The organism is Rhodopseudomonas infernalis (assembly GCF_022271405.1).
Classification (GTDB): domain Bacteria; phylum Pseudomonadota; class Alphaproteobacteria; order Rhizobiales; family Xanthobacteraceae; genus Rhodopseudomonas; species Rhodopseudomonas infernalis.
Genome location: NZ_JAJNAL010000017.1, coordinates 71,518 through 96,983 on the forward strand (window position 1 = coordinate 71,518; position 25,466 = coordinate 96,983).

Consider the following 25,466-nt stretch of genomic DNA (forward strand, 5'->3'; position numbering starts at 1 on the left):
GACGTGAGCGAATTCTGGCAGGCCTTGGCACAAGGCGTTCTGATCGGCAGCACTTACGGGCTGCTCGCGCTGGGGATGGGGCTGGTCTACGGCGTCAGCGGCATCGTCAACTTCGCACATGGCGATTTCATCTCGCTGGCGATGTTCATGTCGCTGGCGTTGTTCTCCGCCTTTGCGATGGACCCCTACGTCTCGGCGGTGATCACCATCCCGGTGATGGCGGTGATCGGCGCGCTGGTCTATCGCTTCCTGCTGCGGCCGATGGCCGGGCATCAGTTCCTGATGATCGTCCAGCTCACGCTCGGCCTCAGCCTGCTGCTGCAGAACGGCATTCTCATGGTGTTCGGCGGCCAGCCGGCGCGGGTGCCGTCGGTGGTCGAGTCGAAGCTGATCATTCTGGGCGACGTCGTGCTGCGGATGCCGAATGTGATCGCCTGCGTGGTCGCCTTCGCGATGGCGATCGGTCTCTACGTGATGCTGCGCTCGACCGATTTCGGCCGCTCGATCCGCGCCGTGCATCAGAACGCGCGCGCCGCCGCGCTGATGGGGGTCGATGTCGGCCGTGTCCAGGTCGTCACCTTCGCGATCGGCGTCGCCATTCTGGCGGTCGCGGCCGCGCTGCTGCTGCCCGGCACGCCGATCCAGCCGACGCAGGGGCTGCAATACACCGTGATCACTTTGCTGATCGTCGTGCTCGGCGGCATGACCAACTTCGTCAGCATCATGCTCAGCGGCCTCGTCATCGGGCTCGCCGAAGCCTTCGGCACTGTCTACATTTCGGACGCGCTCGGCCGGCTGGTGCCCTATGCGATCTTCGTGCTGATCATGCTGTTCCGTCCGCAGGGTCTGACCTGGAGGACGTCATGATCAACGACGGCTTCTATAAGACGCTGGCGTCGCCCGCCCTGTGGGTGCTGTTGCTGCTGGCGGCGTCGGTGCCGTTGGCGCTGAACAGCTATTATCTGCACATCCTCACCATCGCGCTGGTCTATGTGGCGCTGGCCTCGGCGTGGAACATCGTCGGCGGCATGGCCGGACAGATCTCGCTGGCGCACAGCCTGTTCATCGGCACCGGCGCGATGCTGGCGGCGGCGCTGCAGGTCAAGTTCGGGATCAATATGTGGGCCGGGCTGGTGATCTCTGCGGCGGTCGCCGGCGCGCTCGGCGCGATCATTGCGTGGATCGACTTCCGGTTTCAGCTCGGCCATCTGTCGTTCGTACTGATCACGCTGGCGTTTGCCGAGATGGCGGCGATCGTTGTCGAAGGCTGGGAGTTTCTCGGCGGCGCCTCCGGCCTGCTGCTGCCGCGCGACACCGGCGATGTGCTGGCGTTCCAGTTCGGCGGGGTGCAGGGGGCGTATTGGGTGATGCTCGGGCTGTCGGCGGTGATCGTGCTGATCAACGTCGCCATCCTCAATGCGCCGCTCGGCTATTATCTGCGCACCATCCGCGACAACGAGAAGGCCGCGCAGGCGATCGGCGTCGATGTGCTGCGCCACAAGATCACCGCGATGACGATCTCGGCGGTGCTGACCTCGATCGTCGGCACCTGCTACGTCCGCTATCTCACCTTCGCCGATCCGTATCAGTTGGCGTCGCCCACCATCACCATCGAGATCGTGCTGTTCGCCACCGTCGGCGGGCTCGGCCGCGCCTTCGGCCCCGCACTCGGCGCACTGCTGCTGGTGCCGCTCGGCGAGGTGCTGCGCGGGCAGCTCGGCGGCGCGGTGCCCGGGCTGCATTACTTCATCTACGGCGTGGTGGTGATCGCGGTGATCCTGGTGACGCCGCGCGGGCTGCTGCCGCTGTTCGAGAAGTTGCTGCGCCGTCGCCGGCCAGCCGCGACATAAAAAATCGGCGCGGATGACCCGCGCCGATTTCGTCTGCCAGAGTTGTAGAGGCGGTTACTCGCCTGACACCAGCTTGATTCGCGGCGGCGTCGCCTTGGCGACCAGGCTACGATAGGCCGTCAGATAATCCAGCGCCATCCGTCGCGCCGTGAAGCGCTCCTCGAACCGCGCGCGAATCGCCGAGCGGTCGAGATCCTGCAACTGATGCACGGCGGCAACCGCACTGGTTTCGTCTTCGACGATGAAGCCGGTCAGCCCGGATTCGATGATTTCGGGCACCGAGCCGCGGTTATAGGCGATCACGGGCGCGCCGCAGGCCATCGACTCGATCATCACCAGGCCGAACGGCTCCGGCCAGTCCAACGGCAGCAGCAGGCCCAGCGCGCCGCTGAGGAACTCCGACTTCTGCTGATCGCCGATCTCGCCGATAAACTCGATCAGCGGGTGATGCAGCATCGGCTCGATCACCTGCTCGAAATAGTCCTGGTCGGCGCGGTCGACCTTGGCGGCGATCTTGAGCGGGATATCGGCCCGGATGGCGATCCGAATGGCGCGGTCGACGCCCTTCTCGGGTGCGATCCGGCCCAGCACGGCGAGATATTCCGGCTTTCGAACCAGCGGCGTCAGCAGATCGGCCGGCAGACCGTGATGGATCGTGCTGATCCAGTTCGCCTTCGGCACGGGGCGCCGCTGCGAATCCGAAATCGAGACGACCGGAACATCCGAGAACGTCGAGAACACCGGTTGATGTTCGGGCAGATCGAGGCGGCCGTGCAGCGTGGTGATGAAGGGAGTGGGCTGCCGATGAAATAGCGACCACGGATAGTAATCGAGATGGAAGTGGATGAGGTCGAACTCTTCGTTGTCACAACGCCGTCGTACTTGTTCCAGCATCACCATATGCAGGGCGTTTGGATCACGCACGGCACCGTCGAGCCGCAATGCGCGCGGCCAGGTGGACTCAAGCTTCGCCGACGTCGTCGAGTCGCCGCTGGCGAACAGCGTGACGTCATGTCCGAGAGCCACCAGCTCTTCGGTCAACCAATGCACGACTCTTTCCGTGCCGCCATAAAGCTTCGGCGGGATCGCCTCCGTCAGCGGAGCAACCTGCGCAATGCGCATTGACCAGTCTCCCGTGTTTTGATGTGAGGACAAAGCATCAATCGTGTGGCACCGGCATTGCCGCGATCGCGTAAGGAACAGTTTCGCAGATGCGAAGTTCCTTCGGAACACTTGCTTCTTCCATGTTCCCGTCTCGTTGGTGCCACATCCAGATGGCCTGTTGCGATGTGAGTAGGATGGAACAAGGCGGCGGCTGGTAGCGTAGTGATCTATCGCTCGTGACCTTGGCGAAGATGCGTTGCGGAGGCGGACTTTTATGGACTCTCTATCGGGGTACTCGCGTCGTCCCTTTGCCTTCATTTTGCGCTACGTGCGCCAAAGACCGGGCACACATCTGATCATTCTGTTGTGCGTTCTACTGGCAGTTGCCTGTTCTGTCGGCACGCAATACGGCGTCAAGTATCTGGTCGATGGACTGAGTGGTGGACGCTCGGGCGCAGTGTGGCTCGGATTCGTCTTCCTGGTCTCGCTGATTGCCGCCGATAATCTGTTGTGGCGCGTCGCAAGTTGGGTTGCGAGCTTCACATTTCCCGCCGTCACGGCCGATCTGCGGCGCGATATGTTCCGGCATCTGACCGGCCATGCGCCGAGTTACTTCTCCGATCGTCTCCCCGGCATGCTGTCGAGCCGGATCACCGCCACCTCAAATGCAGTGTTCACCATCGAGAACATGTTCGTCTGGAACGTGTTGCCGCCATTCGTCGCCACATTCCTGGCGATCGCGCTGATCTCCACCGTCAGTATGCAAATGGCGCTGGCCCTGTCGGTCGCGGCAGCGCTGCTGATGGCGCTGGTGTTCAAGCTCGCCGCCGACGGCAAGCCGCTGCACGACGAGTTCGCCGACAAGGCTGCCACGGTCGACGGAGAAATGGTCGACGTCATCAACAACATGCCGCTGGTACGCGCATTCTGCGGGCTGGGCTACGAGCATGCGCGGTTCGAGAACACGGTGAATCTCGAAGTGAACGCGCGCGGCCGTAGTCTGCGCTATCTGGAGCGGCTGCGCCTGCTGCATGCGGTGATCACCGTGATCCTCACTGTCGCGCTGCTCGCCTGGGCCATTCAATTGTGGCAGCGTGGCGGCGCGTCGACCGGCGACGTGGTGCTGATCTGCACGCTGGGCCTGTCGATTCTCCATGCCACACGGGATCTCGCCGTGGCACTGGTCGACGTGACTCAGCACGTTGCCCGGCTGTCCGAGGCAGTCGCGACGCTGCTGGTGCCGCATGAACTCAGCGATCATCCCGAGGCCGAGCCGCTGGTGCGGGCCGGCGCGGCGATCTCGTTTAATAATGTCTCCTTCCAGTATCCGGGCGGATCGAAAGTGTTCGATCGCTTCACGCTGCGCCTCAATGCCGGCGAACGTGTCGGATTAGTGGGCGCCTCGGGTGGCGGCAAGTCAACGTTATTCGTTCTGCTACAGCGGTTCTACGACGTGCAGGACGGCAGCGTGACGATTGACGGGCAGGATATCTCGCGCGTCACTCAGCACAGCCTGCGGGACGCGATCTCGGTGGTGCCGCAGGACATCTCACTGTTCCAGCGCTCGATTCGTGACAACATCCGTTACGGCCGCCCCGGCGCGAGTGACGAAGAGGTGCTTCGCGCAGCGATCGCGGCGCGCTGCGATTTCGTCGAAACGCTGCCCGAAGGGCTCGACACCATGGTGGGCGACCGCGGTGTCAAGCTATCGGGCGGACAGCGACAGCGGCTGGCGATCGCCCGCGCGTTCCTCAAGGACGCTCCGATCCTGCTGCTCGACGAAGCCACTGCGGCGCTCGACTCGGAATCCGAAGAAGCCATCCGCGAAGCATTGGCTCGGCTGATGCATGGGCGTACGGTGATCGCTATCGCGCACCGTTTGGCAACGCTGCGCAATTTCGATCGCGTCGTCCTGCTGCAGGGCGGCAAGATCATCGAGGAGGGGCCGCCGGATCGGCTGATGCAGGGCCAGGGCCCGTATCGTGAACTCGTTGCGCGTGAGATCAGCCGTCTGGCTACGCATGCCGCCTGACGTTCCGAATGATGCGTCAGCATCGCGCGGCACCCGCCGTGCGATCAGCAGCCGATAGGGTCGATCAATGTTCTCTGACGTCATCTCGCATCCCGCGCCCGCCGACGAGCAGGCGCCCGCATCCGAATCGCCGTTCTACATTCCGATGATCGGCCCCGCGGCCCGCCCGCGCACGGCGCTGAAACATGACGACACGTTCCTGGTGCTGGACAGCCACGGAGATATCGGCGCCTCGGCCGGCGGCACCGACGGACTGTTTCACGCCGACACGCGCTATCTGGCGCGGTTGCAGTTGCGGCTCGATGATGTCCAGCCGCTGCTGCTCGGCTCGAATCTGCGCGACGACAACTCGGTCCTCACCGTCGACCTCACCAATCCGGACATCTATCGCGACGGCCGGCTCGTGCTGGCCAAGGATCTGCTCCACATCGTGCGCACGATCTTCCTGTGGCGCGGCACGGCGTTTCAGCGGATCGGATTGCAGAATCACGGCGACGTCGAGGCCAGCCTCGATCTGACGCTCGACTTCGACAACGACTTCGCCGATCTGTTCGAAGTCCGCGGCAGCGTGCGACCCAAGCGCGGTGAATTCCTCAGCCGCCGTGCATCTCCATCCGACGTCACGCTCGATTATCGCGGCCTCGACAAGGTCACGCGTAGCACCACCGTCCATTTCGATCCCCAGCCGGCGCAGCTGAAGGCGGGGCGCGCGGTCTTCCACATCACGCTCGCGCCGCAGCAGACCGCGTCCGTCTTCATCGCCGTGAGCTGCAACAAGCCGGCGTCGCAGAAGCTGATGCCGTTTTTCCGCAGCCTGCTCGCGCATCGGCGCGAGATGCGGGAGACCACCTCGGGCGGCACCACCATCGCGACCTCGAACGACATCTTCAACGAGGTGCTGTGCCGGTCCATGGCCGACCTCAACATCCTGACGACGGAGACCGCGCAGGGCCGCTACCCCTATGCGGGCATTCCCTGGTACTCGACGACATTCGGCCGTGACGGACTGATCACCGCGCTGCAGATGCTGTGGATCGACCCACGCGTCGCCCGCGGCGTGCTGCGCCGGCTCGCCGCCTATCAGGCCACGACGGTCGATCCGCTCAACGACGCCGAGCCCGGCAAGATCCTGCACGAGATGCGCGGCGGCGAGATGGCGGCGCTGCGCGAGGTGCCGTTCGCGCAGTATTACGGCAGCGTCGATTCGACCCCGCTGTTCGTGATGCTCGCAGGCCTGTATGTCCAGCGCACCGGCGACGACACCACGCTGAAGGAGCTGTGGCCGGCGATCGAGAAGGCGCTCGGCTGGATCGACGGCCCGGGCGATCCGGACCGTGACGGCTTCGTCGAGTATCAGCGCGCGACCGATCAGGGCCTGCAGAACCAGGGCTGGAAGGATTCTTACGACGCGATCTTCCACGCCGACGGCAAGCTTGCCGAGGGCAATATCGCACTCGCCGAAGTGCAGGGCTACGTGTTCGCCGGCAAGCGGCTTGCCGCGATGTGCGCACGACGGCTCGGCCACGCCGACCGCGCCGATCAGCTCGAAGAGCAGGCCGACAAGCTGGCGTCGCAGTTCGAGCGTTGGTTCTGGTGCGAGGAGCTTGGTACCTACGCGCTTGCGCTCGACGGCGCCAAGCGGCCGTGCAAGGTCCGTAGTTCCAACGCCGGGCAGTTGCTGTTCACAGGTATCGTCCGGCAGGATCGCGCCCGGCTGGTCGCGACCGATCTGATGCGGCCGCACTTCTTCTCGGGTTGGGGCATCCGCACCATCGCCTGCGGCGAGGCGCGTTACAATCCGATGTCGTATCACGACGGTTCGATCTGGCCGCACGACAACGCGCTGATCGCGCTCGGCCTGGCGCGCTACGGTTTCAAGGCTGCGGTCGAGAACGTGTTCAAGGGCCTGTTCGACGCCGCGAGCTACATGGAGTTGCGCCGGCTGCCGGAACTGTTCTGCGGCTTCCAGCGCGAGCGGCGCCGCGGTCCGACGCTGTATCCGGTCGCCTGCGCGCCGCAGGCCTGGGCCAGCGCGACGCCGTTCACGCTGCTCGAAGCCGCGCTCGGCATCCAGTTCGATGCCGACCGGCACGAGATTCGCTTGGTCAATCCGCGGCTGCCGGCGTTTCTAAACGACGTGGTGCTCCGCGATTTGCGGATCGGTGCATCCAGCATCGATCTGCGGGTGCGCCGGCACGGCGACGGCGTGTCGATGGAAGTGCTGCGCACCGATGGGCGCATTCAGGTTTCGATCGTGTTGTCTCGGTAGACATTCGTAGGAACGCGGCGACACCGTCGCCGCGGGGGAGGCTCGATGCACATCCGGTTCAGTACTGCGTTCGCCATGGTGGTGATCACCAGCGTCGTCTCGGCCGGCCTGCGCGCCGATCCGGCCGATCCTGCGAAGTCCGCAGAGCCGGCCAAACAGGTCGAGCCAGCCAAACCGGCTGAGCCTGCGAAGCAGGCCGAGCCTGCCAAACCGGCCGAGCCGGTCAAATCATCTGCGACAGCAAAGAGCGATCCGCCGACCGTGACCGTGATCAGTCCGGAGGACGCCCGCGGGGTGCTCGGCCGCGAGGTACGTAGCGCCGCCGATGAAGACATGGGCCGCATCGTCGACATCGTGGTCGACAAAGAGGGCAAGACCCGCGCCGCCATCATCGACTTCGGCGGCTTTCTGGGCGTCGGCAGTCGCAAGATCGCGGTCGATTGGACCGCGCTGAAGTTCAGCACCATCGCCAAGAAGGAAGACAAGGTCACGCTCGCGCTCACGCGCGATCAGGTGCGCGCTGCGCCGGAATACAAGGACGAGCAATCGGTCGTGGTGCTCGGCGCATCCGGCAAGCTGTCGCCGCTCGAGTTCGGGCCGGAGAAGTAGGCTGAGCGCGCCGCTTCCCGACCGCGGAGCCGGCCACGGCCCGCACTCGCTTGGGCCAGCCGCGCCGCCCGGCGACGAGCCGGTGCAGCCGCCGGAGTCCCGCACGCCGTCGCAGCAGAGCCAGCGCGGGCTGGACTGGTTTATCTTTTTCCTCGCCGACGTGCAGACCGGCTTCGGCCCGTTCATCGCGGTCTATCTCACTACGCAGAAATGGACCCAGGTCGAGATCGGCCTGGTGTTGTCGGTCGGCGGCATCATCGGGCTGATCGGCCAGATGCCCGGCGGTGCGATCGTCGATGCGGCCAAGGATGAGCGCAAGGTCGCCGGCGCCGCGGTGGCGGCGATCGGCGTCGCGGCGCTGGCCTATGCGCTGCTGCCGATCTTCCCGGTGGTGATGGCGGCGGCGACGCTGCATGCGGCCGCAAGCTGCGTGCTCGGCCCCTCGATCGCGGCGATCAGCCTCGGGCTGGTCGGGCCCTATCTGATCGGCGAGCGGCTCGGCCGCAACGCGCGCTGCGCCTCGCTCGGCAACGGCGTTGCCGCGGCGGTGATGGGCACCGCCGGTTATCTGTTGTCGAGTCGCTCGGTGTTTCTGGTGACGTGCCTGCTGGTGATCCCGACGCTGATCGCGCTGTCGCGGATTCGCGGCCAGGAAATCGATTCCGCCCAGGCCCATGGCGCCGTGCGGCGCGATGAGGGGCCGGCCTTCCGGTTTTCCGATCTGGCGAATTTGCTGCGGCAGCGCCCGCTGCTGGTGTTCGCGGCCGCGATGCTGATGCTGCAGCTCGCCAATGCGGCGATGCTGCCGCTGATGGCGAGCGCCGTCACCTCGCGCTCCAGCGATTCGGCACCGGCGCTGATCGCGTTCTGTATCGTCGTGCCGCAGGCGATCGTCGCGCTGTTCTCGCCCAGGGTAGGCCGGTGGGCGCAGTCGATCGGCCGCAAGCCGCTGCTGTTCGCCGGCTTCGGTGCGCTGGCGATCCGCGGCGTGCTGTTCTCGACGGTGACGGATCCGTATCTGCTGGTCGCGGTGCAGCTGTTCGACGGCGTCACCGCCGCGGTGTTCGCCGTCCTGGTGCCGCTGATCATTGCGGACGTCGCGTTCGGCAGCGGACATTTCAGCTTCGCCCAGGGCGTGGTCGGCACCGCCGGCGGCATCGGCGCCTCGCTCAGCAACGTCCTGGCCGGCCTGATCGCCGACAAATTCGGCAGCCACGCAGCCTTCCTCGGCCTCGCCTGCGTGGCGGCGCTCGGCCTGACGGTGGTGTGGCTGCTGATGCCGGAAACGCGCCGGGTCGAGCCGGAGAAGGCTGAGGGCTAAGTCCGCACGCACGCCGTCATTGCGAGGAGCGCAGCGACGAAGCAATCCAGAAGCGCCATGCTCGGCGCTTCTGGATTGCTTCTCTTCGCTTGCAATGACGAACGAGAGCGGCTTCAGCCCATCAGCTTGCGGATCTGCTCGGCGCAGGACTTTGCCGCCTTCTGGGCGGCGACCAGTGACGCGAAGGTGCGGCGTTCGAGGCTGTGGAAGTCGCGGTGGGCGGCGTGGAAGCAGAAGTTGCGTCCATCGCGAACGACGATGCCGGCGGTGCGTGAGCTCACTTCGATAACGTAGGCGTCGGACATCAACCCTCGCTGGCCAAGCCAGCGCCCCCGGAAACGGCGCCCCCAAGGGTGCCGGCACGCTTCAGACCGTCGAACATCTCGACGGCGCTGAAACGCGACGGACCGGGAAATCGTTCCTGAGGTTTGTCTTTAAAATCTCAACGTTGCACGAAAACCAGCAGCACCCCGTTGGCGGCGCTCGGCTTCACCACGACGCGGTCGCCGAGCGTTACGCCTGCTGCGCCCGCCGCCTGTGCGGCCGCGGCGAGATCATCCACCGCGATGATCAGCCCGGCGCCGCCGCGCTCCGGTACGCCATCGAGCGAAACGCCGGGATATTGCTGCGCCAGCGTGTCGCGCGACAGGAAGACGAGCTCGGCGCGGCCTTCGCCGGACGGCACCACGACGCTGCCGTCCGGCTCCGAATATTGCTCGCCCTCGGTCAGCCGCACCATGTGCCGCGCGTCGCTTTCCGGCCGCGGCGCGGTGATCAGCACCCGCACCAGCCCGGTGGCGTGATTGGCATGCTGCTGCAGCTCGGGAATCCACACGGTGTCGCGGGTGTGGTGCTGGCAGGCGAAGATGCGCAGCCCGGCGGGCGACTCGGTCAGCGGCCACTGGAAGATGCTGAAGCGTGCTTCGCCTTCGCCGCCGCCCGGCAACGGCACCGGCCGGCCGAAATCGATCGGGCCGACCGCATCGAGGCCGAGGTCGCGCAGCTCGTCAGCGCCCTTGGCGGCATCCGTGGTGGTGAAGGCGATCCGCTCGATGCCGTCGCCACGTTCGGCGAGGAAGGCGCGGCTCGGCGCGTTGTGCTCGGTCGGGGTCAGGACGCCGAGCAGCTCGATGTAGTCGTGCCCGAACATGATGGTGTAATTGCCGGAGCCGAGCGCCGGGCTGTGCGTGCCGCGCGGCGACAACGTAAAGCCGAGCCGCTGCCAATTGGCCGCAGCCGCATCCAGATCCTTGACCATGACCACGGCATGATCGATTCCGACGACGTATTGCAGTGACACGCTGACTTTGCTCCCCAAGACTCTTGCAGGGTAGGCTAGCCAGATCGTTCCGCCGCCGCAACCCGACGCAGGTCGCAGGCAGGACGGGGGCGATCGAATCGATGGAAGGACCGAAGATGACTGCCGAAGTACGCTGGCCGGATTCGCTGTGGGCCGCGGTGACGCCGCCGGGGCCCGATCTGCCGGAGCTGCGCGGCACGGAGGTGGCCGACGTGGTGGTGATCGGAGGCGGCTTCAGCGGGCTGTCGACGGCGCTGCATCTGCGCGAGGCCGGCGTCGACGTCGCGGTGATCGAGGCCGCCGAGCCCGGCTGGGGCGCGTCGGGCCGCAACAACGGCCAGGTGATCCCGACGCTGTCGCGGCCCGATCCGGACGACATCGTCGCCAAGCACGCCGCCGCCGGCGAGCGGCTGGTCGGGCTGATCCGCGACAGCGCCTCGATCCTGTTCGATGTCGCAAAGCGCCACGGCATCGACGCCGAGCAGGAGCAGAACGGCTGGGTGCAGCCGGTGCATTCGCCGGGCCGCATCAAGATTGCCGAGCGCCGCTTTCGGCAATGGTCGAAATTCGGCGCGCCGGTCGAGCTGTTGTCGCGCGAGCAGGTGCGCGACATGCTCGGCTCCGACGCCTGGTTCGGCGGCTTTTGGAACCGGACCGGCGGCCACATCAATCCGCTGGCGCTGGCCCGCGGGCTGGCGCGGACCGTTGTGGCACAGGGCGGCCGGATCTTCGCACGCTCGCCGGCGGTGAGCATCGAGCGAAGCGGTGACCGCTGGATCGTCAAGACCGCGCAGGGACAGATCAGCGGCCGCGCGCTCGTGGTCGCCAGCAATGCCTATACGGGCGAATTCGCCAAAACGCTGGCGCCGGCGATCGCCAGCGAGGTGATGCCGGTGCGGTCGTGGCAGATGGCGACACAGCCGCTCAGTGACAATGTCCGCAAGAGCATGATCCCGGGCCGGCAGGCGATGTCGGACACCCATGGCGAGCTGATCTTCGGCCGCTTCGACGCTCGCAACCGCTTCGTCACCGGCGGCGCGATCATCCGGCCGTTCAACCAGATCGCGACCTTGCGGGCGCGGGTCGGCAAGCGGCTGCAGAGCCTGTGGCCACAGATCGGCGAGGTCCGGTTCGACTACGTCTGGAACGGCTTCATCGGCATGACCACCGACTATCTGCCGCACATCCACCGCCTCGGCCCCAACGCCTACGGCTGGACCGGCTGCAACGGCCGCGGCGTCGCGCTGTCGATCGCGCTCGGCGATGAGCTGTCAAAGGCGGTCCGCGGCGTGCCGGACAGCGAACTGGCGCTGCCCTTCACCGAACCGACCCCGATCCCCGCCAACGAACTCCTCCGCCCCTTCGCCCCGCTGATGATGGTGCTGTACCGGCGCCGCGACAGCAAGGAGATCGCGTAGTCAGCGGCTACGCGTCCACTTTTGCCCGTCATGCTCGGGCTTCCACGTCCTGCCGCGCACTTATTGCCTGTATCAGTAGATGCCGGCTTCGTAGGATGGGTTGAGCGTAGCGAAACCCATCATAGGCGCGCTCTGTCTGACCAATGGTTTCGCTGCGCTCAACCCATCCTACTTTACTATGGCCGGCCTATTGTGCCGGTTCCACCGCATGGCTCCGCGCAAAATCCCCGCCGGGGATCGAGGCCAGCAGGGCCTGCGTATACGGATGCTTCGGCGTGTTGAAGACCTCGCCCGCGGGGCCGTGCTCGACGACTGCGCCGTCCTTCATCACCGCGACGAGGTCGCAGATCTGCGCGGCGACGCGCAGGTCGTGGGTGATGAAGATGATCGACAGGCCGAGCCGTTCGCGCAAGCTCGCGAGCAGCTTCAGCACCTGGGCCTGGACCGAGACGTCGAGCGCCGACACCGCTTCGTCGGCGATCAGCACGTCCGGCTTCAGCGCCAGTGCGCGGGCGAGCCCGATGCGCTGGCGCTGGCCGCCGGAGAATTCGTGCGGCAGGCGGTCGCCGGCCGATGGATCGAGTCCGACCAGCGCGAACAGCTCGCGCGCCTCGGCGATCGCCTGCTTGCGCGGCGTGCCGTGGATGATCGGGCCTTGCGCAACTAATTCCTCGGCCTTGTGCCGCGGGTTGAGCGAGGCGAACGGGTCCTGAAACACCATCTGCATGTGCCGCGTCTCGCGGCGTACGTCTTCGCGCGGCATCGTCGCCCAGTCGCGGCCCTCGAGCAGGATCGAGCCGCTATCGGGATCGAGCAGCCGGATGATGCAGCGCGCCAGCGTCGACTTGCCGGAGCCGCTTTCGCCGACGATGCCGAGCGTGGCGCCGCGCGGCAGATTCAGCGACACCGCCTTCACCGCATCGGTGACGCGGGCGCCGCGGCCGAGGAAGCCGCCGGTGCGAAACGTCTTCGACACGTTGTCGATGCTCAGGATGGTGTCGGCCGCGATCGGACGCGGCGGCGGCGCGGTCAGCGGCGGCACCGCGGCGATCAGTTGCCGCGTGTAAGCATGCTGCGGCCGGTGCAGCACGTCGTCGGCCGCGCCCTGTTCGACGATCACGCCGTGCTGCATCACCACGACACGATCGGCGATCTCGGCGACGACGCCGAAATCGTGGGTGATGAACAGCACCGCGGTGTTGCGGCGGCTCTGCAGTTCGCGGATCAGCGTCAGGATCTGCGCCTGCGTGGTGACGTCGAGCGCGGTGGTCGGCTCGTCGGCAATCAGCAGCTTTGGATCGAGCGCCAGCGCCATCGCGATCATCGCGCGCTGGCGCTGGCCGCCGGAGAGTTCGTGCGGATAGGCGTCGGCGGCGCGCTGCGGATCGGGAATGCGGACGTCCTGGAGCAGCGCCAGCACCTTGGCGCGAATCTCTTTCTTCGACAGATCGGTGTGGATGCGAAACATCTCACCGATCTGATCGCCGATCGGGCGCAGCGGGTTGAGCGCCGTCATCGGCTCCTGGAACACCATGGCGATGCCGGCGCCGCGCACGGCGCGCATCTCGGCGGCGCTGGCCTGCGCGAGATCGCGGCCCTCGAACAGCACGCGGCCGCCGTCGATCGCGACGCCGCCGGGCAACAGCTGCATCACGGCATTCGCCATGATCGACTTGCCGGAGCCGGACTCGCCGACCACGCAGAGGATTTCATTGGCGGCGATCGTCAGCGAGGCGCCCTGCACCGCATGCGTGCGGTCGGCGCCGGTGGGCAGCCGGACGCTCAGCTTGTCGAGCGTCAGGACGGCGGGCTTGCTTTCCGTCATCGTCCCTTCAGCCTCGGATTGAGCGCGTCGTTGAGGCCCTGACCGACCAGCGACACCGCCAGCACGGTGATCAGGATGGCGATGCCGGGGATCGCCGCGACGTACCACTGCACGCGCAGCACGTCGCGGCCGAGCCCGATCAGATTGCCCCAAGAGGCGACGTTGGGGTCTGACAATCGCAGGAACGCCAGCGCGCTTTCGAGCAGGATCGCCACCGCCATCACCACGCTGGCATAGACGATCACCGGCGGCAGTGCGTTGGGCAGGATCTCGCCGAGGATCAGTTGCAGATCCTTCATGCCGAGGGTGCGGCCGGCCTGCACGAATTCGCGGTTGCGCAGCGACAGGAATTCGGCGCGCGTCAGCCGCGCCGGCGCCGGCCACGACACGATGCCGACCGCGATCGTCACGGTGGTCAGCGTCGAGCCGAACACCGCGACCAGCACCAGCAGCAGCACGAAGTTGGGCAGGATCTGGAACGCTTCGGTGATCCGCATCAGCACGGTGTCGACCCAGCCGCCGAAGTAACCCGCGAAGGCGCCGATCAGCACGCCGATGACGATCGCGATCGCCGTGGCGGCGCCGCCGATCAACAGCGCGATGCGCGCGCCGTAGAAGATCTGCGCGGCGATGTCGCGGCCGGAATTGTCGGTGCCGAGCAGGAAGCGCGGATTGCTGAACGGCCAGATCAGCGGCCGGCCGGCGAGCGCCAGCGGGTCGCGCGGATAGATCCAGCCCGCGCTGATCGCCATCGCGACAATCAGCAGCAGCAACAGCAGGCCGACTACGGCGGCGGGGCTGCGGAAGTAGCGCTTGATCGCGTCCATCGCCTCAAGTCCCGGCGGTGATGCGCGGGTCGAGCCGCGCGTACAGCAGGTCGACCAGGAAGTTGACGGCGATCACCAGCAGCGCCGAGACGAACACGATGCCGAGCAGCGTGTTGAGGTCACGCTGCACGACCGACTCATAGGCGAGCCGGCCGAGGCCCGGCAGCGAGAACACGCTCTCGACCACCACCGAGCCGCCCAGCATGGTGCCGGCCTGCAGGCCGATCAGCGTCACCATCGGCAGCAAGGCGTTGCGCAGCACGTGGCGGACGACGATGCGGGTCTCATCGAGCCCCTTGGCGCGGGCGGTGCGGACGAAATCGAGATTGAGCACTTCCAGCATCGAGGCCCGCATGATGCGCAGATAGATCGCCAGAAAGATCAGTCCGAGCGTCAGCGTCGGCAGCACCAGATGCGCGGCGATGTCGAGCGTGCGCGCGAAGCCGGTCGCGGCCGCGCCGATATCCTCGAAGCCGCCGGCCGGCAGCCATTGCAGATAGACCGAGAACACCACGATGGCCATCAGGCCGAACCAGAACGACGGCGTGGCGTAGAAGATCAGCCCGAGCGTCGAGATCAGCGTGTCGGGCCATTTGTTGACGCCGCGGGCAGCGATCACGCCGAGCACCAGGCCGGCGAAGAACGCGAACGACAGCGACGCGGTCATCAGCAGCAGCGTCGGTGGCAGGCGCTCGAGGATCACGGTGGCCACCGGCTTGCCGTAGATCGACGAGAAGCCGAGGTCGAACCGCACCAGCCGCCACAGATACTGGCCGAGCTGCAGCGGGATCGACAGATCGAGCCCGTAGAATTTACGCAGCTCGCGCGCGGTGGCGGCATCGCCGCCGCCCATCTGCGCCATCATCGCGTCGACGGTGTCGCCCGGCGCGAATTGCAGCAGCAGGAAGATGCCGATCAGGATCAGAAACAGGGTCGGGATCGAGGCGGCGAGCCGCCGCCCCGCGAGGCTCAGGATACGCATGCGTTCATCTTGGCGGAGTTGGCGCTATTCGGCCAGCCAAAGATCATGCCAGGTCGATGACGCCCAGCGCGGCGTATTGGAGTGATTGCGTGCCTTCGCGGTGATCACCGTGACGAACAATTGCTCGATCGGCATCCAGATCGGCAGCTCGGTGTTGGCGCGGGTGACGAAGTCGGCATACAGCGCCTTGCGCTTGGCCGGATCGACCTCGGTCGCCGCGTCGTCGATGATCTTGTCGATCGTCGGGTCTTCCCAGCCCCACTGGTTGGTCCACGGCGCGCCCTTCGGCTGGCCGGAGCGATACCACACGGTGGTCGAGACGGCAGGATCGTTGCGATACTGATGCCAGCCGGTGGCGAGGTCGAAGGCGTGCTCGTCATAGACCTGCTTGAGGAAGCCGCCGCCGTCGTTGCGCACCACCTCGACCTGGATGCCGACTTCGCCGAGCGACTGCTGGATGAAGGTCGCCCACAGCGAGATGTCCTCGCCCCACGGCGCGGGCAGGAGCCGCAGCGACAGCCGGTTGCCGCCGGCGGCCGGCTTCAGCCCGGCCTCGTCGAGCAGCGCGATCGCCTTCTTCTTGTCGTAGGGATATTGCGGGGTGTTCGGGCCCGGATAGAAGTCGGTCGAGGTCGAGGGGATCGGGCCGGTGCCGAGCTTGGCGAAATCGCCGAGGAAGTTCTCGATGAAGAACGGCACGTTGATGGCGTGCGCGATGGCGCGGCGGACGCGGATGTCCGACAGCTCCTTGCGGCGGAAATTGAACTCGATGGTGTTGGTGCGGGCGTTGCCCTCGTTGCCCTTGGTCGAGACGATGAAGCGCTTGTCCTTGCCGAGCCGCGCCATGTCGGAGATCGTCAGGCCCGAGAACGGGCTGAGCTGCAGCCCGCCGGCCTCGAGCTGCGCGGCGGCGGCGGCGCGGTCGGTGATCACCTTCCAGACGATGCGGTCGAGATAGGGCGCATTCGGCCGCCAGTAGTTATCGTTGCGGTCGGCGATGATGTACTGGCCGCGCTCGTATTTGTTGAACTTGAACGGGCCGGTGCCGATCGGCGCGAGGTTGGCCGGGTTCTGGCGGATGTCGCCGGTCTCGTAGATGTGCTTGGCCGAGATGTAGCCGAGGTCCGGTAGCGCACGCAGCAACAGGTTGAGCGGCATCGGCCGCTCGTAGCGGAAGATCGCGGTCTGCGGATCGGGGGTGTCGACCGCGGTGAGGAAGAGCTGCAGCGTCGATCCGTAGTTGAGGATCTTCTTCCACATGTTCATCGCTGTGAAGGCGACGTCCTCGGAGGTGAACGGCTTGCCGTCGTGCCAGGTGACGCCCTTGCGCAGCTTGAAGGTGATGGTCTTGCCATCCGGCGTCGATTCCCAGCTCTCGGCCAGCACACCGACCGGATTGCCGGCGGCGTCGAGGTCGACCAGCGGCTCCTGGATCTTGCCGCCGATGATGTAGACGCCGGTCGAGGCCTGCAGGCTCGGGTTGAGCTGGCGCTGCTCCGCACCGTAATGGACGTTGAAGACACCGCCCTTGCGCGGCGTCTCCTGCGCGAAGGCGCGCATCGGATTGATCACATTGGCGGCGGTCGCGGCCGACGTCAGCAGAATGGTACGGCGATTGATCTCGAAGCGCGACAAGGCCATGCGGTCTCCTGGCAGGAATGAGCGGGGCGGCATCATCAAACGATACGACGCCGCGGCTGATCAAGCCATTTTCATTTTCTGAGCGGACAAGCAACTTTCTGTCGCCGCGGCGCGCACGCCGCGACGCATTTCGCCGCGTTAAATATGCGCGGCGAGGTCGATCAGTTCGCCGACCAGCACGCCACTGCCAGCCAGCATGGTCTCGACCTTGTCGGCTGCCTCGGCGACGCTCTGTGCCGAGGTGTCGATCGTCAGCTCGCTGGCGGTCGGCGGCTGATAATCGTTGCCGATGCCGGTGAAGTTCTGCAGCGCGCCGGCGCGGGCCTTGGCGTAGTGCCCCTTGGGATCGCGCTGCTCGCACACTTCCGCCGGCGTCGCGACGTAGATCTCGCGGAAGTGCTCGCCGGCGATGCGGCGCGCGGCGTCGCGATCGCCGCGGGCCGGCGACACCGCGGCGACGATTGCTACATGGCCGTTGGCGGCGAGATGCGCGGCGATCTCGGCGAGGCGCCGGATGTTTTCGCTGCGATCCTCGGGCGAGAAGCCGAGATCGCTGTTGAGCCCGGCGCGCAGCGTGTCTCCGTCGAGCAGGATCGGCGAGCCGCCGCGGTCGAACAGCCGCCGCTCGACCGCCTTCGCCAGCGTCGATTTGCCGGAGCCCGGCAAGCCGGTGAACCACAGCACCGCGCCGGTGTGGCGGAAGCGCGCCGTGCGCTCCTCGGGCTTCAGAGCCGACTCCACCGGCACGATGTCGGCGGTGGCGGCGCGCTGGCCGCTGTCGACGCTGAGCACCAGACCGCCGCCAGCGATGCGGCCGCCGACTTCGATCACCAGGCGCCCGGTGCGCTGGAAGTCTTCGGCCGGGTCGGCCGCGACCGGCTGCGCCAGCGACAGGTCGATTTCGCCGACGTGATTGCGGGCGATCGCCTTGGCTTCGCTGCTGGCGAGATCGCCGGGATCGACCGCCTTCTCGATCGCCACCACGGTGGCGCGGGTTTCGCGGGTGCCGAGCCGTACCAGGATCGACGCGCCGGCTTCGAGCGGCTGATCGTGCAGCCAGAAGATTCGGGCGCGCAGCCGTCTCGTATCACGCGGCGCCGAGCCCGCATGCGCGATGACGTCGCCGCGCTCGATGAACAACTCACGATCGAGCGTGATACCCACCGAACGGCCGGCGCCCTGCGGCCCCGCCACCGGGGTGACCGGCCAGCTCTCGACCGATTTGATCTTGGCGATCTTGCCGGCCGGCATGATGACGATGTCGTCGCCGGTCTGCAGTTTGCCAGACTCGATGCGGCCCGCGACGATGCGGCGGTCGTCGAATTTGTAGATCGCCTGAACTGGGAGCCGCAGCGCGAGCAGATCGAGTGGCTGCGACGGCGTCAGCGCGTCGAGCGCTTCGACCACGGTCGGGCCTTGGTACCAGCTGATGTTGTCGGTGCGTTCGGCGACGCCGTCGCCGTCGCGAGCCGAGATCGGGATCACCGCGGTCGGCGTCACGCCGAGCGACAGAAGATGCGCGGTGATCTCGTCGCTGATGGCGTTGAACCGGTCGGCCGAGAAGTCGACGCGGTCCATCTTGTTGACCACCACCGCGACCTGCTTGATGCCGAGCAGATGCAGCAGATAGCCGTGCCGCCGCGTCTGGTCGCGCACGCCTTCGAGCGCGTCGATGATCAGCACCGCGCCATCGGCCTGCGAGGCGCCGGTGATCATGTTGCGCAGGAATTCGGCGTGGCCGGGCGCGTCGATCAGCACGACGTCGCGCGAGCGGGTGCGGAAGCTGATCTGCGTGGTGTCGATGGTGATGCCCTGGTCGCGCTCGGTCTGCAGCGCGTCGAGCAGGAACGACCATTCGAACGGCATGCCGCGCCGGGCGCTGACGGCTTTGAGCATCTCCAGCTTGCCGTCGGGGAGCGAACCGGTCTCGTGCAGCAGGCGGCCGACCAGCGTCGATTTGCCGTGGTCGACATGGCCGACGATGACGATGCGAACCAGCGGGCGCGTCGTGCCGTTCGGTGTGGCGAGGGTGGAAGGCGAGACGGCGATGGTCATGGCGTCACTCATTGTCGGTGATCACTTGGTGCGGATGCGCAAATCACAGATAGCCGGCGACGCGCAGACGTTCGAACGCGTCCTCGGTCTCGTGGTCGAGCGCACGGCCGGCGCGCTCCGGCACCTTGGTGGTCTGCAATTCGTGCAGGATCTCGTCGATCGACGACGCGTTCGACGCCACCGGGAAGGTGATGTCCTGATCGCCCAGTGAGCGATAGCGTTTGCCGTCCTTGGCCAGATACAGCGGGATGATCGGGATGCCTTCGCGCTGGGTGTAGGCCCAGATGTCGGCCTCGGTCCAATGCAGGATCGGGTGGATACGCAAGTGAGCGCCGGGCGGCGGCGAGGCGTTGAACTGATCCCAGAATTCCGGCGGCTGATCGCGCACGTCCCATCCGCCTTCAGTGCCGCGCGGCGAGAACACGCGCTCCTTGGCGCGGGTCGCTTCCTCGTCGCGGCGGATGCCGGCGATCAGTCCGTCGAAGCCGTATTTGGCGAGCGCCATCTTCAGGCCCTCGGTTTTTCGCGCAGCGGAGCGCGCCGCCGGGGGCAGCGTCGGGTCGACGCTGTCGATCGGGGGGCAGGGATCGACGCGCAGGTCGAGATCCCACTCTTTCGCGTAGTGCTCGCGGAAAGCGTACATTTCGGGAAATTTCTTGCCGGTGTCGACATGCAGGGCCGGGAACGGCACCTTGCCGAAGAACGCCTTGCGGGCCAGCCAGATCATCACGTTGGAGTCTTTGCCGAGTGACCACAGCAGCGCCAGCTTCTTCAGCCGGGCGAAGCCCTCGCGCAGGATGTAGACGCTCTGTGCTTCCAGCGCGTCGAGGTGATCCATCGGCCGCAGCGGGTCATGCGGCGCAATTTCCGGCAGCTGGATCGTCTGAGCTGCGCGAATTTGGGGGGCGGCTAGGGTCATTCACAGGCTCCCGGCAAAGCGTGTCCGGATCGGTCCGGACCGTCGGTGTCGCGCAACCGGGACGGCGTTATCATCGTCAAGAGAACGAACATCTCTGCGGCACGCTAGTAAGGGATGGAATTTCTACAGCGGAAGCGATCAACAGAAAGAATAATTTTCTATCAATCTGGCTTGTAAGATACATAGATAGAAAATATTTCTAGTCAATCCTTCTTCGGTACCTTCGCAACCATCCGCAGTGGCGGACGGCGAAAACACCGGCGCAGAAAGTTATTCGGGAATGAGCGACCTCACTCAGTACTCTCCATCTTCGGCCAGGACGCCCGAGGCGACGACCTTGCGGGCCGCCGCACTCGAGAGCGATCTGCGCGACGCGTCCCCTGCCGAGATCATCGCCGCCGCGGTGCGCGAACTCGGCCGCGATCGTGTGGCGCTGGTGTCGTCGTTCGGAACCGAGTCGGCGGCGCTGCTGAAAGTGATGGCGGATGTCGATCCGGCGATCCCCGTGGTGTTTCTCGATACCGGCTGGCTGTTCGTCGAAACGCTCGCGTATCGTGATCAACTGATCGATCATCTCGGCCTCGTCGATGTGCGCTCGATCAAGCCGCTCGGAGCCGATCTCGACCGCGACGATCCGGCACAGGATCTGTGGTTCTCCGATCCGGACAAATGCTGTTTCATCCGCAAGGTCGAGCCGCTGCGCCGCGCGTTGGCACCGTTCGACGGGTGGATCAACGGACGCAAGCGTCATCAAGGTGGCGCGCGCGCCAAGATCCCCGTCGTCGAAGCCGATGGTGTGCGTCTAAAGTTCAACCCGTTCGCCAACGTGTCGCGCGAGGAGATCGCCGCGATCTTTCAACTCGGCAAACTGCCGTCGCATCCGCTGCTGGCGTCGGGCTTTCTATCGGTCGGCTGCATGCCGTGTACGAGTCGCGCGTCGTCGGAGGACGATACACGCTCCGGGCGTTGGCAGGGACGTAGCAAGACGGAATGCGGCATTCACACGATGAAGACTTCGTAGCAGATTGCTGTTGCGCCTGACCGAACAACGAAATGCGGTTCCGTTGACTTGAGCGGCTTCATTCTTGAGTTTCGCAGCTCCGCCGCAGACGACGAAGACGCCGTCCGGACCATGGAGAATTGAAATGTTTCGCCGAATGATTCCGCTGCTCGCCGGCCTCTTGATCGCGACGTCCGCGCAGGCGGCGAACGTGACGCTGCTCAACGTGTCCTACGATCCGACCCGCGAACTCTACAGTGATTTCAACAAATCGTTTGCCGCCGCGTATCAGAAGGACACCGGCGACAAGGTTACGCTCAAGCAGTCGCACGGCGGCTCGGGCGCACAGGCGCGCTCGGTGATCGACGGCTTGCAGGCCGATGTCGTGACGCTGGCGCTCGCCTACGATATCGACGCCATTGCCAACAAGGGACTGCTCGCGAAGGACTGGCAGAAGCGTCTGCCGCAGAACTCGTCGCCCTACACGTCGACGATCGTGTTTCTGGTTCGCAAGGGCAACCCCAAGGCGATCAAAGACTGGGACGACCTGCTCAAGCCCGGCGTCAGCGTGATCACCCCGAACCCGAAGACGTCGGGCGGTGCGCGCTGGAACTATCTGGCGGCGTGGGGCTATGCGCTGAAAAAGTCCGGGTCGGAAGAAGGCGCCCGCGACTTCGTCGCCAAGCTGTACAAGCAGGTGCCGGTGCTCGACACCGGCGCGCGCGGCTCGACCGTCACCTTCGTCGAGCGCGGCGTCGGCGATGTGCTGCTGGCGTGGGAGAACGAGGCCTATCTGGCGGTGAAGGAATTCGGTGCTGACAAGTTCGAGATCGTGGCGCCTTCGGTGTCGATCCTGGCTGAGCCGCCGGTCGCGGTGGTCGATACCGTCGTGGACAAGAAGGGCACCCGCGCGGCCGCCGAGGCCTATCTGAAGTATCTCTATTCCAAGGACGGTCAGGAAATCGCCGCACGGAACTTCTATCGTCCGCGCGACCCGGAGATCGCGAAGAAGCACGAGGGATCGTTCGCCAAGGTCGAGCTGTTCACGATCGACGAATTGTTCGGCGGCTGGACCAAAGCGCAGACCGAGCACTTCGCCGATGGCGGCGTGTTCGACAAGATCTACAAGAACTGAGCGACGGCGGGGTCCGCGTGGTAAAGTCGCTATCCGTAGAAGAGAGAAATGTATGCTTAGCACCGACGGCAGTGCGCTCCCTCTCTGCGGGCCCAGTCATCGCATGTGGATCGAATATTCATCCGCTGAATCCGCAACGAGTCGTCCCCGCGCAGGCGGGGACCCATATCCCCTGGCTTCGCAAGTGAAGCAGGGCATCTGCCGTCAGGCTTCAATCGAAACGCTGCGGAGTATGGGTCCCCGCCTGCGCGGGGACGACACGCGGATAGCCGAGGCGCCACTCGCTGATGGCGTCCGCGCGTCAACTCCGACGCATCCACAGGTGATTCCGTGAGCACCGTGGCGCGTAGCCGTTCCTTGCCCGGGTTCGGGCTCACGATGGGTCTGACGATCACCTGGCTGTCGCTGATGATCCTGATCCCGCTCGCGGGCTTGTTCGTGAAGACGGCGGAGCTCAGCCCCGCCGAATTCTGGGCCACGGTGACGGCGCCGCGCACGCTGCATGCGCTGAAGATTTCGTTCGGCCTCGCCTTCGCGGCCGCCTGCGTCAATCTCGTCGCCGGGCTGGTGATCGTGTGGGCGCTGGTGCGCTATCGCTTTCCGGGGCGACGGATCTTCGACGCCATCGTCGACATCCCGTTCGCGCTGCCGACCGCGGTGGCCGGCATCGCGCTGACCACGCTGTTCGCCCAGAAGGGCTGGCTCGGCGCGCCGCTCGCCGCGCTCGGCATCAAGGTGGCGTTCACGCCGCTCGGCATCTTCCTGGCGATGATCTTCATCGGCATCCCGTTCGTGGTCCGCACGGTGCAGCCGGTGCTGATCGATCTCGATGTCGAACTCGAGGAAGCCGCCGAGTCGCTCGGCGCATCGCGCTGGCAGACCATTCGCCGCGTCATTCTGCCGAGCCTGGTGCCGGCGGCGCTGACCGGCTTCGCACTGGCCTTCGCCCGCGCGGTCGGCGAATACGGCTCGGTGATCTTCATTGCCGGCAATCTGCCGAACGTCTCGGAGATCGCGCCGCTTTTGATCGTGATCCGGCTGTCCGAATTCCGCTATTCCGACGCGACGGCGATCGCGGTCGTGATGCTGGTGTTTTCCTTTCTGATCATCTTCATTCTCAACCGGATCCAGCACTGGGCGCAGTCCCGGTCGCTGGCCGCGGCGTGATATCATGACGATGGTCGCAACCAGCCAAGTGAGGCGCCAGGTGCGCAAATCGGCCGAAACGGGCCCAGCCACCGCGGCTGCATCACGGCGTGCCGCGCATACCGAGCCGGCGTGGGTCCGGCTGGTCGTGATCGGCTTTGCGGTGGCCTTTCTCACCGTGTTCGTGGTGCTGCCGCTGGCGCTGGTGTTCTCCGAGGCGCTGTCGAAGGGCATCGGCTTTTATCTGTCGGCACTCGCCGACGAAGAGGCACTGGCCGCCATCCAGCTGACGCTGATCGCGGCGGGCATTTCGGTCGGCCTCAATCTGGTGTTCGGCGTGATCGCCGCCTGGGCGATCGCCAAGTTCGAATTCCCCGGCAAGACGCTGCTGATCACGCTGATCGACCTGCCGTTCTCGGTGTCGCCGGTGATCTCGGGCCTGGTGTTCGTGCTGCTGTTCGGCGCGCAGGGCTGGTTCGGGCCGTGGCTGATGTCGCACGGCGTGCAGATCCTGTTCGCGGTGCCGGCGATCGTGCTGGCCACCACCTTCGTGACCTTCCCGTTCGTCGCGCGCGAACTGATCCCGCTGATGCAGGAGCAGGGCCAGCTGGAGGAAGAAGCCGCGATCTCGCTCGGCGCCGGCGGCTGGACCACATTCTGGCGCGTCACGCTGCCCAACATCAAATGGGGCCTGCTGTACGGCGTGCTGCTATGCAACGCCCGCGCGATGGGTGAATTCGGCGCGGTGTCGGTCGTCTCCGGCCACATCCGCGGCGAAACCAACACCATGCCGCTGCTGGTGGAAATTCTCTACAACGAGTACCAGATGGTCGCTGCGTTCGCGATCGCCTCGCTGCTGGCTTTGCTGGCGCTGGTGACGCTGATCGTCAAGACCGTGCTGGAAAGCCGCATCGAACAAGGGCTGCATCCCGATGACCATTGAAGTCCGTAACATCGTCAAGGAATTCGGCAGCTTCCGCGCGCTCGACAATGTCGATCTGCGGGTCGAGACCGGCGAGCTGATGGCGCTGCTCGGCCCGTCCGGCTCCGGCAAGACCACGCTGCTGCGGATCATCGCCGGGTTGGAATGGCCCGACTCCGGCTCGATCGCGTTCGACGGCGAGGACGCGCTGGCGCGCGGCGCCGCGGAGCGCCACGTCGGCTTCGTGTTTCAGCACTACGCGCTGTTCCGGCACATGAGCGTGTTCGAGAACGTCGCGTTCGGGCTGCGGGTGCAGCCGCGCAAGATCCGCAAGAGCGAGGCTGAGATCAAGAAGCGCGTCGGCGATCTGCTGGATCTCGTGCAGCTCGGCTGGCTCGCCGATCGCTACCCGAACCAGCTCTCCGGCGGCCAGCGCCAGCGCATCGCGCTGGCCCGCGCGCTGGCGATCGAACCGCGTATCCTGCTGCTCGACGAGCCGTTCGGCGCGCTCGACGCCAAGGTGCGCAAGGAGCTGCGCGCCTGGCTGCGCAATCTGCACGAGGAGATCCACGTCACCTCGATCTTCGTCACCCACGATCAGGAAGAAGCGCTCGAAGTCGCCAACCGCGTCGTGGTGATGGACAAGGGCCGGATTGAACAGATCGGTTCGCCCGGCGACGTCTATGAGCGTCCGGCGTCCGCCTTCGTTCACAGCTTCATCGGCGAATCCATCGTACTGCCGGTCGAGGTGCAGGATGGCCGCGTCCGGCTCGGCGACCGTGTGCTCGATCTGGCGCCGACCGACACCGCCTCCGGCCCGTCGAAACTGTTCGTCCGCCGCCACGACGTCGCGGTCGGCCCGAGCGGCAGCGGCGTGCTCGAGGGCGCGGTGAAATCGGTGCGCGCGTTCGGCCCGATGCAGCGCGCCGACATCCTGCTGCAAGGCGTCGGCGGCGACACGCTGGTCGAGATCGACGCGCCGCGCGACCATTCGCTGAAGGTCGGCGACCGCATCGGCCTGCAACCGCAGCGCTACCGCATTTTTGCGGATCACTGAGCGCTCGATCTTCGCACTGCGATTACTTCCGTCATGGCCGGGCTCGTCCCGGCC

General features: G+C 66.0%; 21 protein-coding genes. 12 read left to right on the forward strand and 9 right to left on the reverse strand.

The window, feature by feature from the left end; genetic code table 11:
• Nucleotides 1–3 precede the first annotated feature (3 nt).
• Both LPW26_RS13475 and LPW26_RS13480 read left to right on the forward strand, forming a co-directional pair.
• Nucleotides 4–867, forward strand: coding sequence for a branched-chain amino acid ABC transporter permease (locus LPW26_RS13475; RefSeq protein WP_238735892.1), 864 nt, complete (start codon nt 4–6; stop codon nt 865–867).
• A complete protein-coding gene (locus LPW26_RS13480) occupies nt 864–1,850 on the forward strand; it encodes a branched-chain amino acid ABC transporter permease (RefSeq protein WP_238735893.1) in 987 nt (328 codons plus the stop codon). Before LPW26_RS13475 ends, LPW26_RS13480 begins: the two co-directional genes overlap by 4 nt.
• 54 nt (nt 1,851–1,904) lie before the next feature.
• Here LPW26_RS13480 and LPW26_RS13485 read toward each other — a convergent pair whose 3' ends face one another.
• Entirely contained in the window at nt 1,905–2,972 is a 1,068-nt protein-coding gene (locus LPW26_RS13485; protein WP_238735894.1) for a glycosyltransferase family 4 protein, read from the reverse strand.
• Nucleotides 2,973–3,228: 256 nt separating this feature from the next.
• Between LPW26_RS13485 and LPW26_RS13490 the strand changes: the two genes are divergently transcribed.
• From LPW26_RS13490 to LPW26_RS13505, 4 genes are all read left to right on the forward strand, one after another.
• Nucleotides 3,229–4,986, forward strand: coding sequence for an ABC transporter ATP-binding protein (locus tag LPW26_RS13490; protein ID WP_238735895.1), 1,758 nt, complete (start codon nt 3,229–3,231; stop codon nt 4,984–4,986).
• 67 nt (nt 4,987–5,053) lie between these two features.
• Complete coding sequence (locus tag LPW26_RS13495) at nt 5,054–7,255, forward strand: amylo-alpha-1,6-glucosidase (RefSeq protein ID WP_238735896.1); 2,202 nt, start codon at nt 5,054–5,056, stop codon at nt 7,253–7,255.
• Between the two features lie 45 nt (nt 7,256–7,300).
• Nucleotides 7,301–7,864, forward strand: a complete 564-nt coding sequence (locus LPW26_RS13500) for a PRC-barrel domain-containing protein (protein ID WP_238735897.1) — start codon at nt 7,301–7,303, stop codon at nt 7,862–7,864.
• Between the two features lies 1 nt (nt 7,865).
• Nucleotides 7,866–9,185, forward strand: coding sequence for an MFS transporter (locus tag LPW26_RS13505; protein WP_406677550.1), 1,320 nt, complete (start codon nt 7,866–7,868; stop codon nt 9,183–9,185).
• 113 nt (nt 9,186–9,298) lie between these two features.
• Here the strand turns inward: LPW26_RS13505 and LPW26_RS13510 are convergent, their stop codons facing one another.
• Nucleotides 9,299–9,490, reverse strand: a complete 192-nt coding sequence (locus LPW26_RS13510) for a hypothetical protein (protein ID WP_238735899.1) — start codon at nt 9,488–9,490, stop codon at nt 9,299–9,301.
• A 137-nt stretch (nt 9,491–9,627) separates the two neighbouring features.
• Entirely contained in the window at nt 9,628–10,485 is an 858-nt protein-coding gene (locus LPW26_RS13515) for a VOC family protein (RefSeq protein ID WP_238735900.1), read from the reverse strand.
• A 116-nt stretch (nt 10,486–10,601) separates the two neighbouring features.
• On the opposite strand from LPW26_RS13515, the gene LPW26_RS13520 reads away from it, so the two are divergent.
• Nucleotides 10,602–11,903: an NAD(P)/FAD-dependent oxidoreductase gene (locus LPW26_RS13520; protein ID WP_238735901.1), complete on the forward strand. Its 1,302-nt coding sequence runs from the start codon at nt 10,602–10,604 to the stop codon at nt 11,901–11,903.
• Between the two features lie 187 nt (nt 11,904–12,090).
• Here the strand turns inward: LPW26_RS13520 and LPW26_RS13525 are convergent, their stop codons facing one another.
• From LPW26_RS13525 to cysD, 6 genes are all read right to left on the reverse strand, one after another.
• Nucleotides 12,091–13,728, reverse strand: coding sequence for an ABC transporter ATP-binding protein (locus LPW26_RS13525; RefSeq protein WP_238735902.1), 1,638 nt, complete (start codon nt 13,726–13,728; stop codon nt 12,091–12,093).
• Nucleotides 13,725–14,555, reverse strand: coding sequence for an ABC transporter permease (locus tag LPW26_RS13530; protein WP_238735903.1), 831 nt, complete (start codon nt 14,553–14,555; stop codon nt 13,725–13,727). Before LPW26_RS13530 ends, LPW26_RS13525 begins: the two co-directional genes overlap by 4 nt.
• Before the next feature lie 4 nt (nt 14,556–14,559).
• Complete coding sequence (locus tag LPW26_RS13535; RefSeq protein WP_238735904.1) at nt 14,560–15,537, reverse strand: ABC transporter permease; 978 nt, start codon at nt 15,535–15,537, stop codon at nt 14,560–14,562.
• Between the two features lie 24 nt (nt 15,538–15,561).
• On the reverse strand, nt 15,562–17,178 hold the full coding sequence (locus tag LPW26_RS13540) for an ABC transporter substrate-binding protein (protein WP_238735905.1): 1,617 nt from the start codon (nt 17,176–17,178) through the stop codon (nt 15,562–15,564).
• 138 nt (nt 17,179–17,316) lie between these two features.
• Entirely contained in the window at nt 17,317–19,233 is a 1,917-nt protein-coding gene (gene cysC / locus LPW26_RS13545; RefSeq protein ID WP_238735906.1) for an adenylyl-sulfate kinase, read from the reverse strand.
• Nucleotides 19,234–19,276: 43 nt separating this feature from the next.
• Nucleotides 19,277–20,071, reverse strand: a complete 795-nt coding sequence (gene cysD, locus LPW26_RS13550) for a sulfate adenylyltransferase subunit CysD (protein WP_238735917.1) — start codon at nt 20,069–20,071, stop codon at nt 19,277–19,279.
• A 361-nt stretch (nt 20,072–20,432) separates the two neighbouring features.
• On the opposite strand from cysD, the gene LPW26_RS13555 reads away from it, so the two are divergent.
• From LPW26_RS13555 to LPW26_RS13575, 5 genes are all read left to right on the forward strand, one after another.
• Entirely contained in the window at nt 20,433–21,173 is a 741-nt protein-coding gene (locus LPW26_RS13555; RefSeq protein WP_238735907.1) for a phosphoadenylyl-sulfate reductase, read from the forward strand.
• A 124-nt stretch (nt 21,174–21,297) separates the two neighbouring features.
• Nucleotides 21,298–22,287 carry a sulfate ABC transporter substrate-binding protein gene (locus LPW26_RS13560; RefSeq protein WP_238735908.1) on the forward strand — a complete coding sequence of 330 codons (990 nt, stop codon included), beginning with the start codon at nt 21,298–21,300 and terminating at the stop codon, nt 22,285–22,287.
• A gap of 330 nt (nt 22,288–22,617) precedes the next feature.
• On the forward strand, nt 22,618–23,454 hold the full coding sequence (cysT, locus tag LPW26_RS13565; protein ID WP_238735909.1) for a sulfate ABC transporter permease subunit CysT: 837 nt from the start codon (nt 22,618–22,620) through the stop codon (nt 23,452–23,454).
• 4 nt (nt 23,455–23,458) lie between these two features.
• A complete protein-coding gene (gene cysW, locus LPW26_RS13570; RefSeq protein ID WP_238735910.1) occupies nt 23,459–24,376 on the forward strand; it encodes a sulfate ABC transporter permease subunit CysW in 918 nt (305 codons plus the stop codon).
• Complete coding sequence (locus LPW26_RS13575) at nt 24,366–25,412, forward strand: sulfate/molybdate ABC transporter ATP-binding protein (protein ID WP_238735911.1); 1,047 nt, start codon at nt 24,366–24,368, stop codon at nt 25,410–25,412. The genes cysW and LPW26_RS13575 overlap by 11 nt, the downstream gene beginning before the upstream one ends.
• Nucleotides 25,413–25,466 lie beyond the last annotated feature (54 nt).

What these genes read in the sequence shown, in the direction of transcription:
- LPW26_RS13530 (WP_238735903.1), bottom strand. Translation starts at nt 14,555, where the DNA reads ATGGACGCGATCAAGCGCTACTTCCGCAGCCCCGCCGCCGTAGTCGGC.
- LPW26_RS13480 (WP_238735893.1), top strand. Translation starts at nt 864, where the DNA reads ATGATCAACGACGGCTTCTATAAGACGCTGGCGTCGCCCGCCCTGTGG.
- LPW26_RS13510 (WP_238735899.1), bottom strand. Translation starts at nt 9,490, where the DNA reads ATGTCCGACGCCTACGTTATCGAAGTGAGCTCACGCACCGCCGGCATC.
- cysD (WP_238735917.1), bottom strand. Translation starts at nt 20,071, where the DNA reads ATGGATCACCTCGACGCGCTGGAAGCACAGAGCGTCTACATCCTGCGC.
- LPW26_RS13485 (WP_238735894.1), bottom strand. Translation starts at nt 2,972, where the DNA reads ATGCGCATTGCGCAGGTTGCTCCGCTGACGGAGGCGATCCCGCCGAAG.
- cysW (WP_238735910.1), top strand. Translation starts at nt 23,459, where the DNA reads ATGACGATGGTCGCAACCAGCCAAGTGAGGCGCCAGGTGCGCAAATCG.
- cysC (WP_238735906.1), bottom strand. Translation starts at nt 19,233, where the DNA reads ATGACCATCGCCGTCTCGCCTTCCACCCTCGCCACACCGAACGGCACG.
- LPW26_RS13535 (WP_238735904.1), bottom strand. Translation starts at nt 15,537, where the DNA reads ATGCGTATCCTGAGCCTCGCGGGGCGGCGGCTCGCCGCCTCGATCCCG.
- LPW26_RS13520 (WP_238735901.1), top strand. Translation starts at nt 10,602, where the DNA reads ATGACTGCCGAAGTACGCTGGCCGGATTCGCTGTGGGCCGCGGTGACG.
- LPW26_RS13500 (WP_238735897.1), top strand. Translation starts at nt 7,301, where the DNA reads ATGCACATCCGGTTCAGTACTGCGTTCGCCATGGTGGTGATCACCAGC.
- LPW26_RS13525 (WP_238735902.1), bottom strand. Translation starts at nt 13,728, where the DNA reads ATGACGGAAAGCAAGCCCGCCGTCCTGACGCTCGACAAGCTGAGCGTC.
- LPW26_RS13540 (WP_238735905.1), bottom strand. Translation starts at nt 17,178, where the DNA reads ATGGCCTTGTCGCGCTTCGAGATCAATCGCCGTACCATTCTGCTGACG.
- LPW26_RS13560 (WP_238735908.1), top strand. Translation starts at nt 21,298, where the DNA reads ATGTTTCGCCGAATGATTCCGCTGCTCGCCGGCCTCTTGATCGCGACG.
- LPW26_RS13490 (WP_238735895.1), top strand. Translation starts at nt 3,229, where the DNA reads ATGGACTCTCTATCGGGGTACTCGCGTCGTCCCTTTGCCTTCATTTTG.
- LPW26_RS13495 (WP_238735896.1), top strand. Translation starts at nt 5,054, where the DNA reads ATGTTCTCTGACGTCATCTCGCATCCCGCGCCCGCCGACGAGCAGGCG.
- LPW26_RS13575 (WP_238735911.1), top strand. Translation starts at nt 24,366, where the DNA reads ATGACCATTGAAGTCCGTAACATCGTCAAGGAATTCGGCAGCTTCCGC.
- LPW26_RS13555 (WP_238735907.1), top strand. Translation starts at nt 20,433, where the DNA reads ATGAGCGACCTCACTCAGTACTCTCCATCTTCGGCCAGGACGCCCGAG.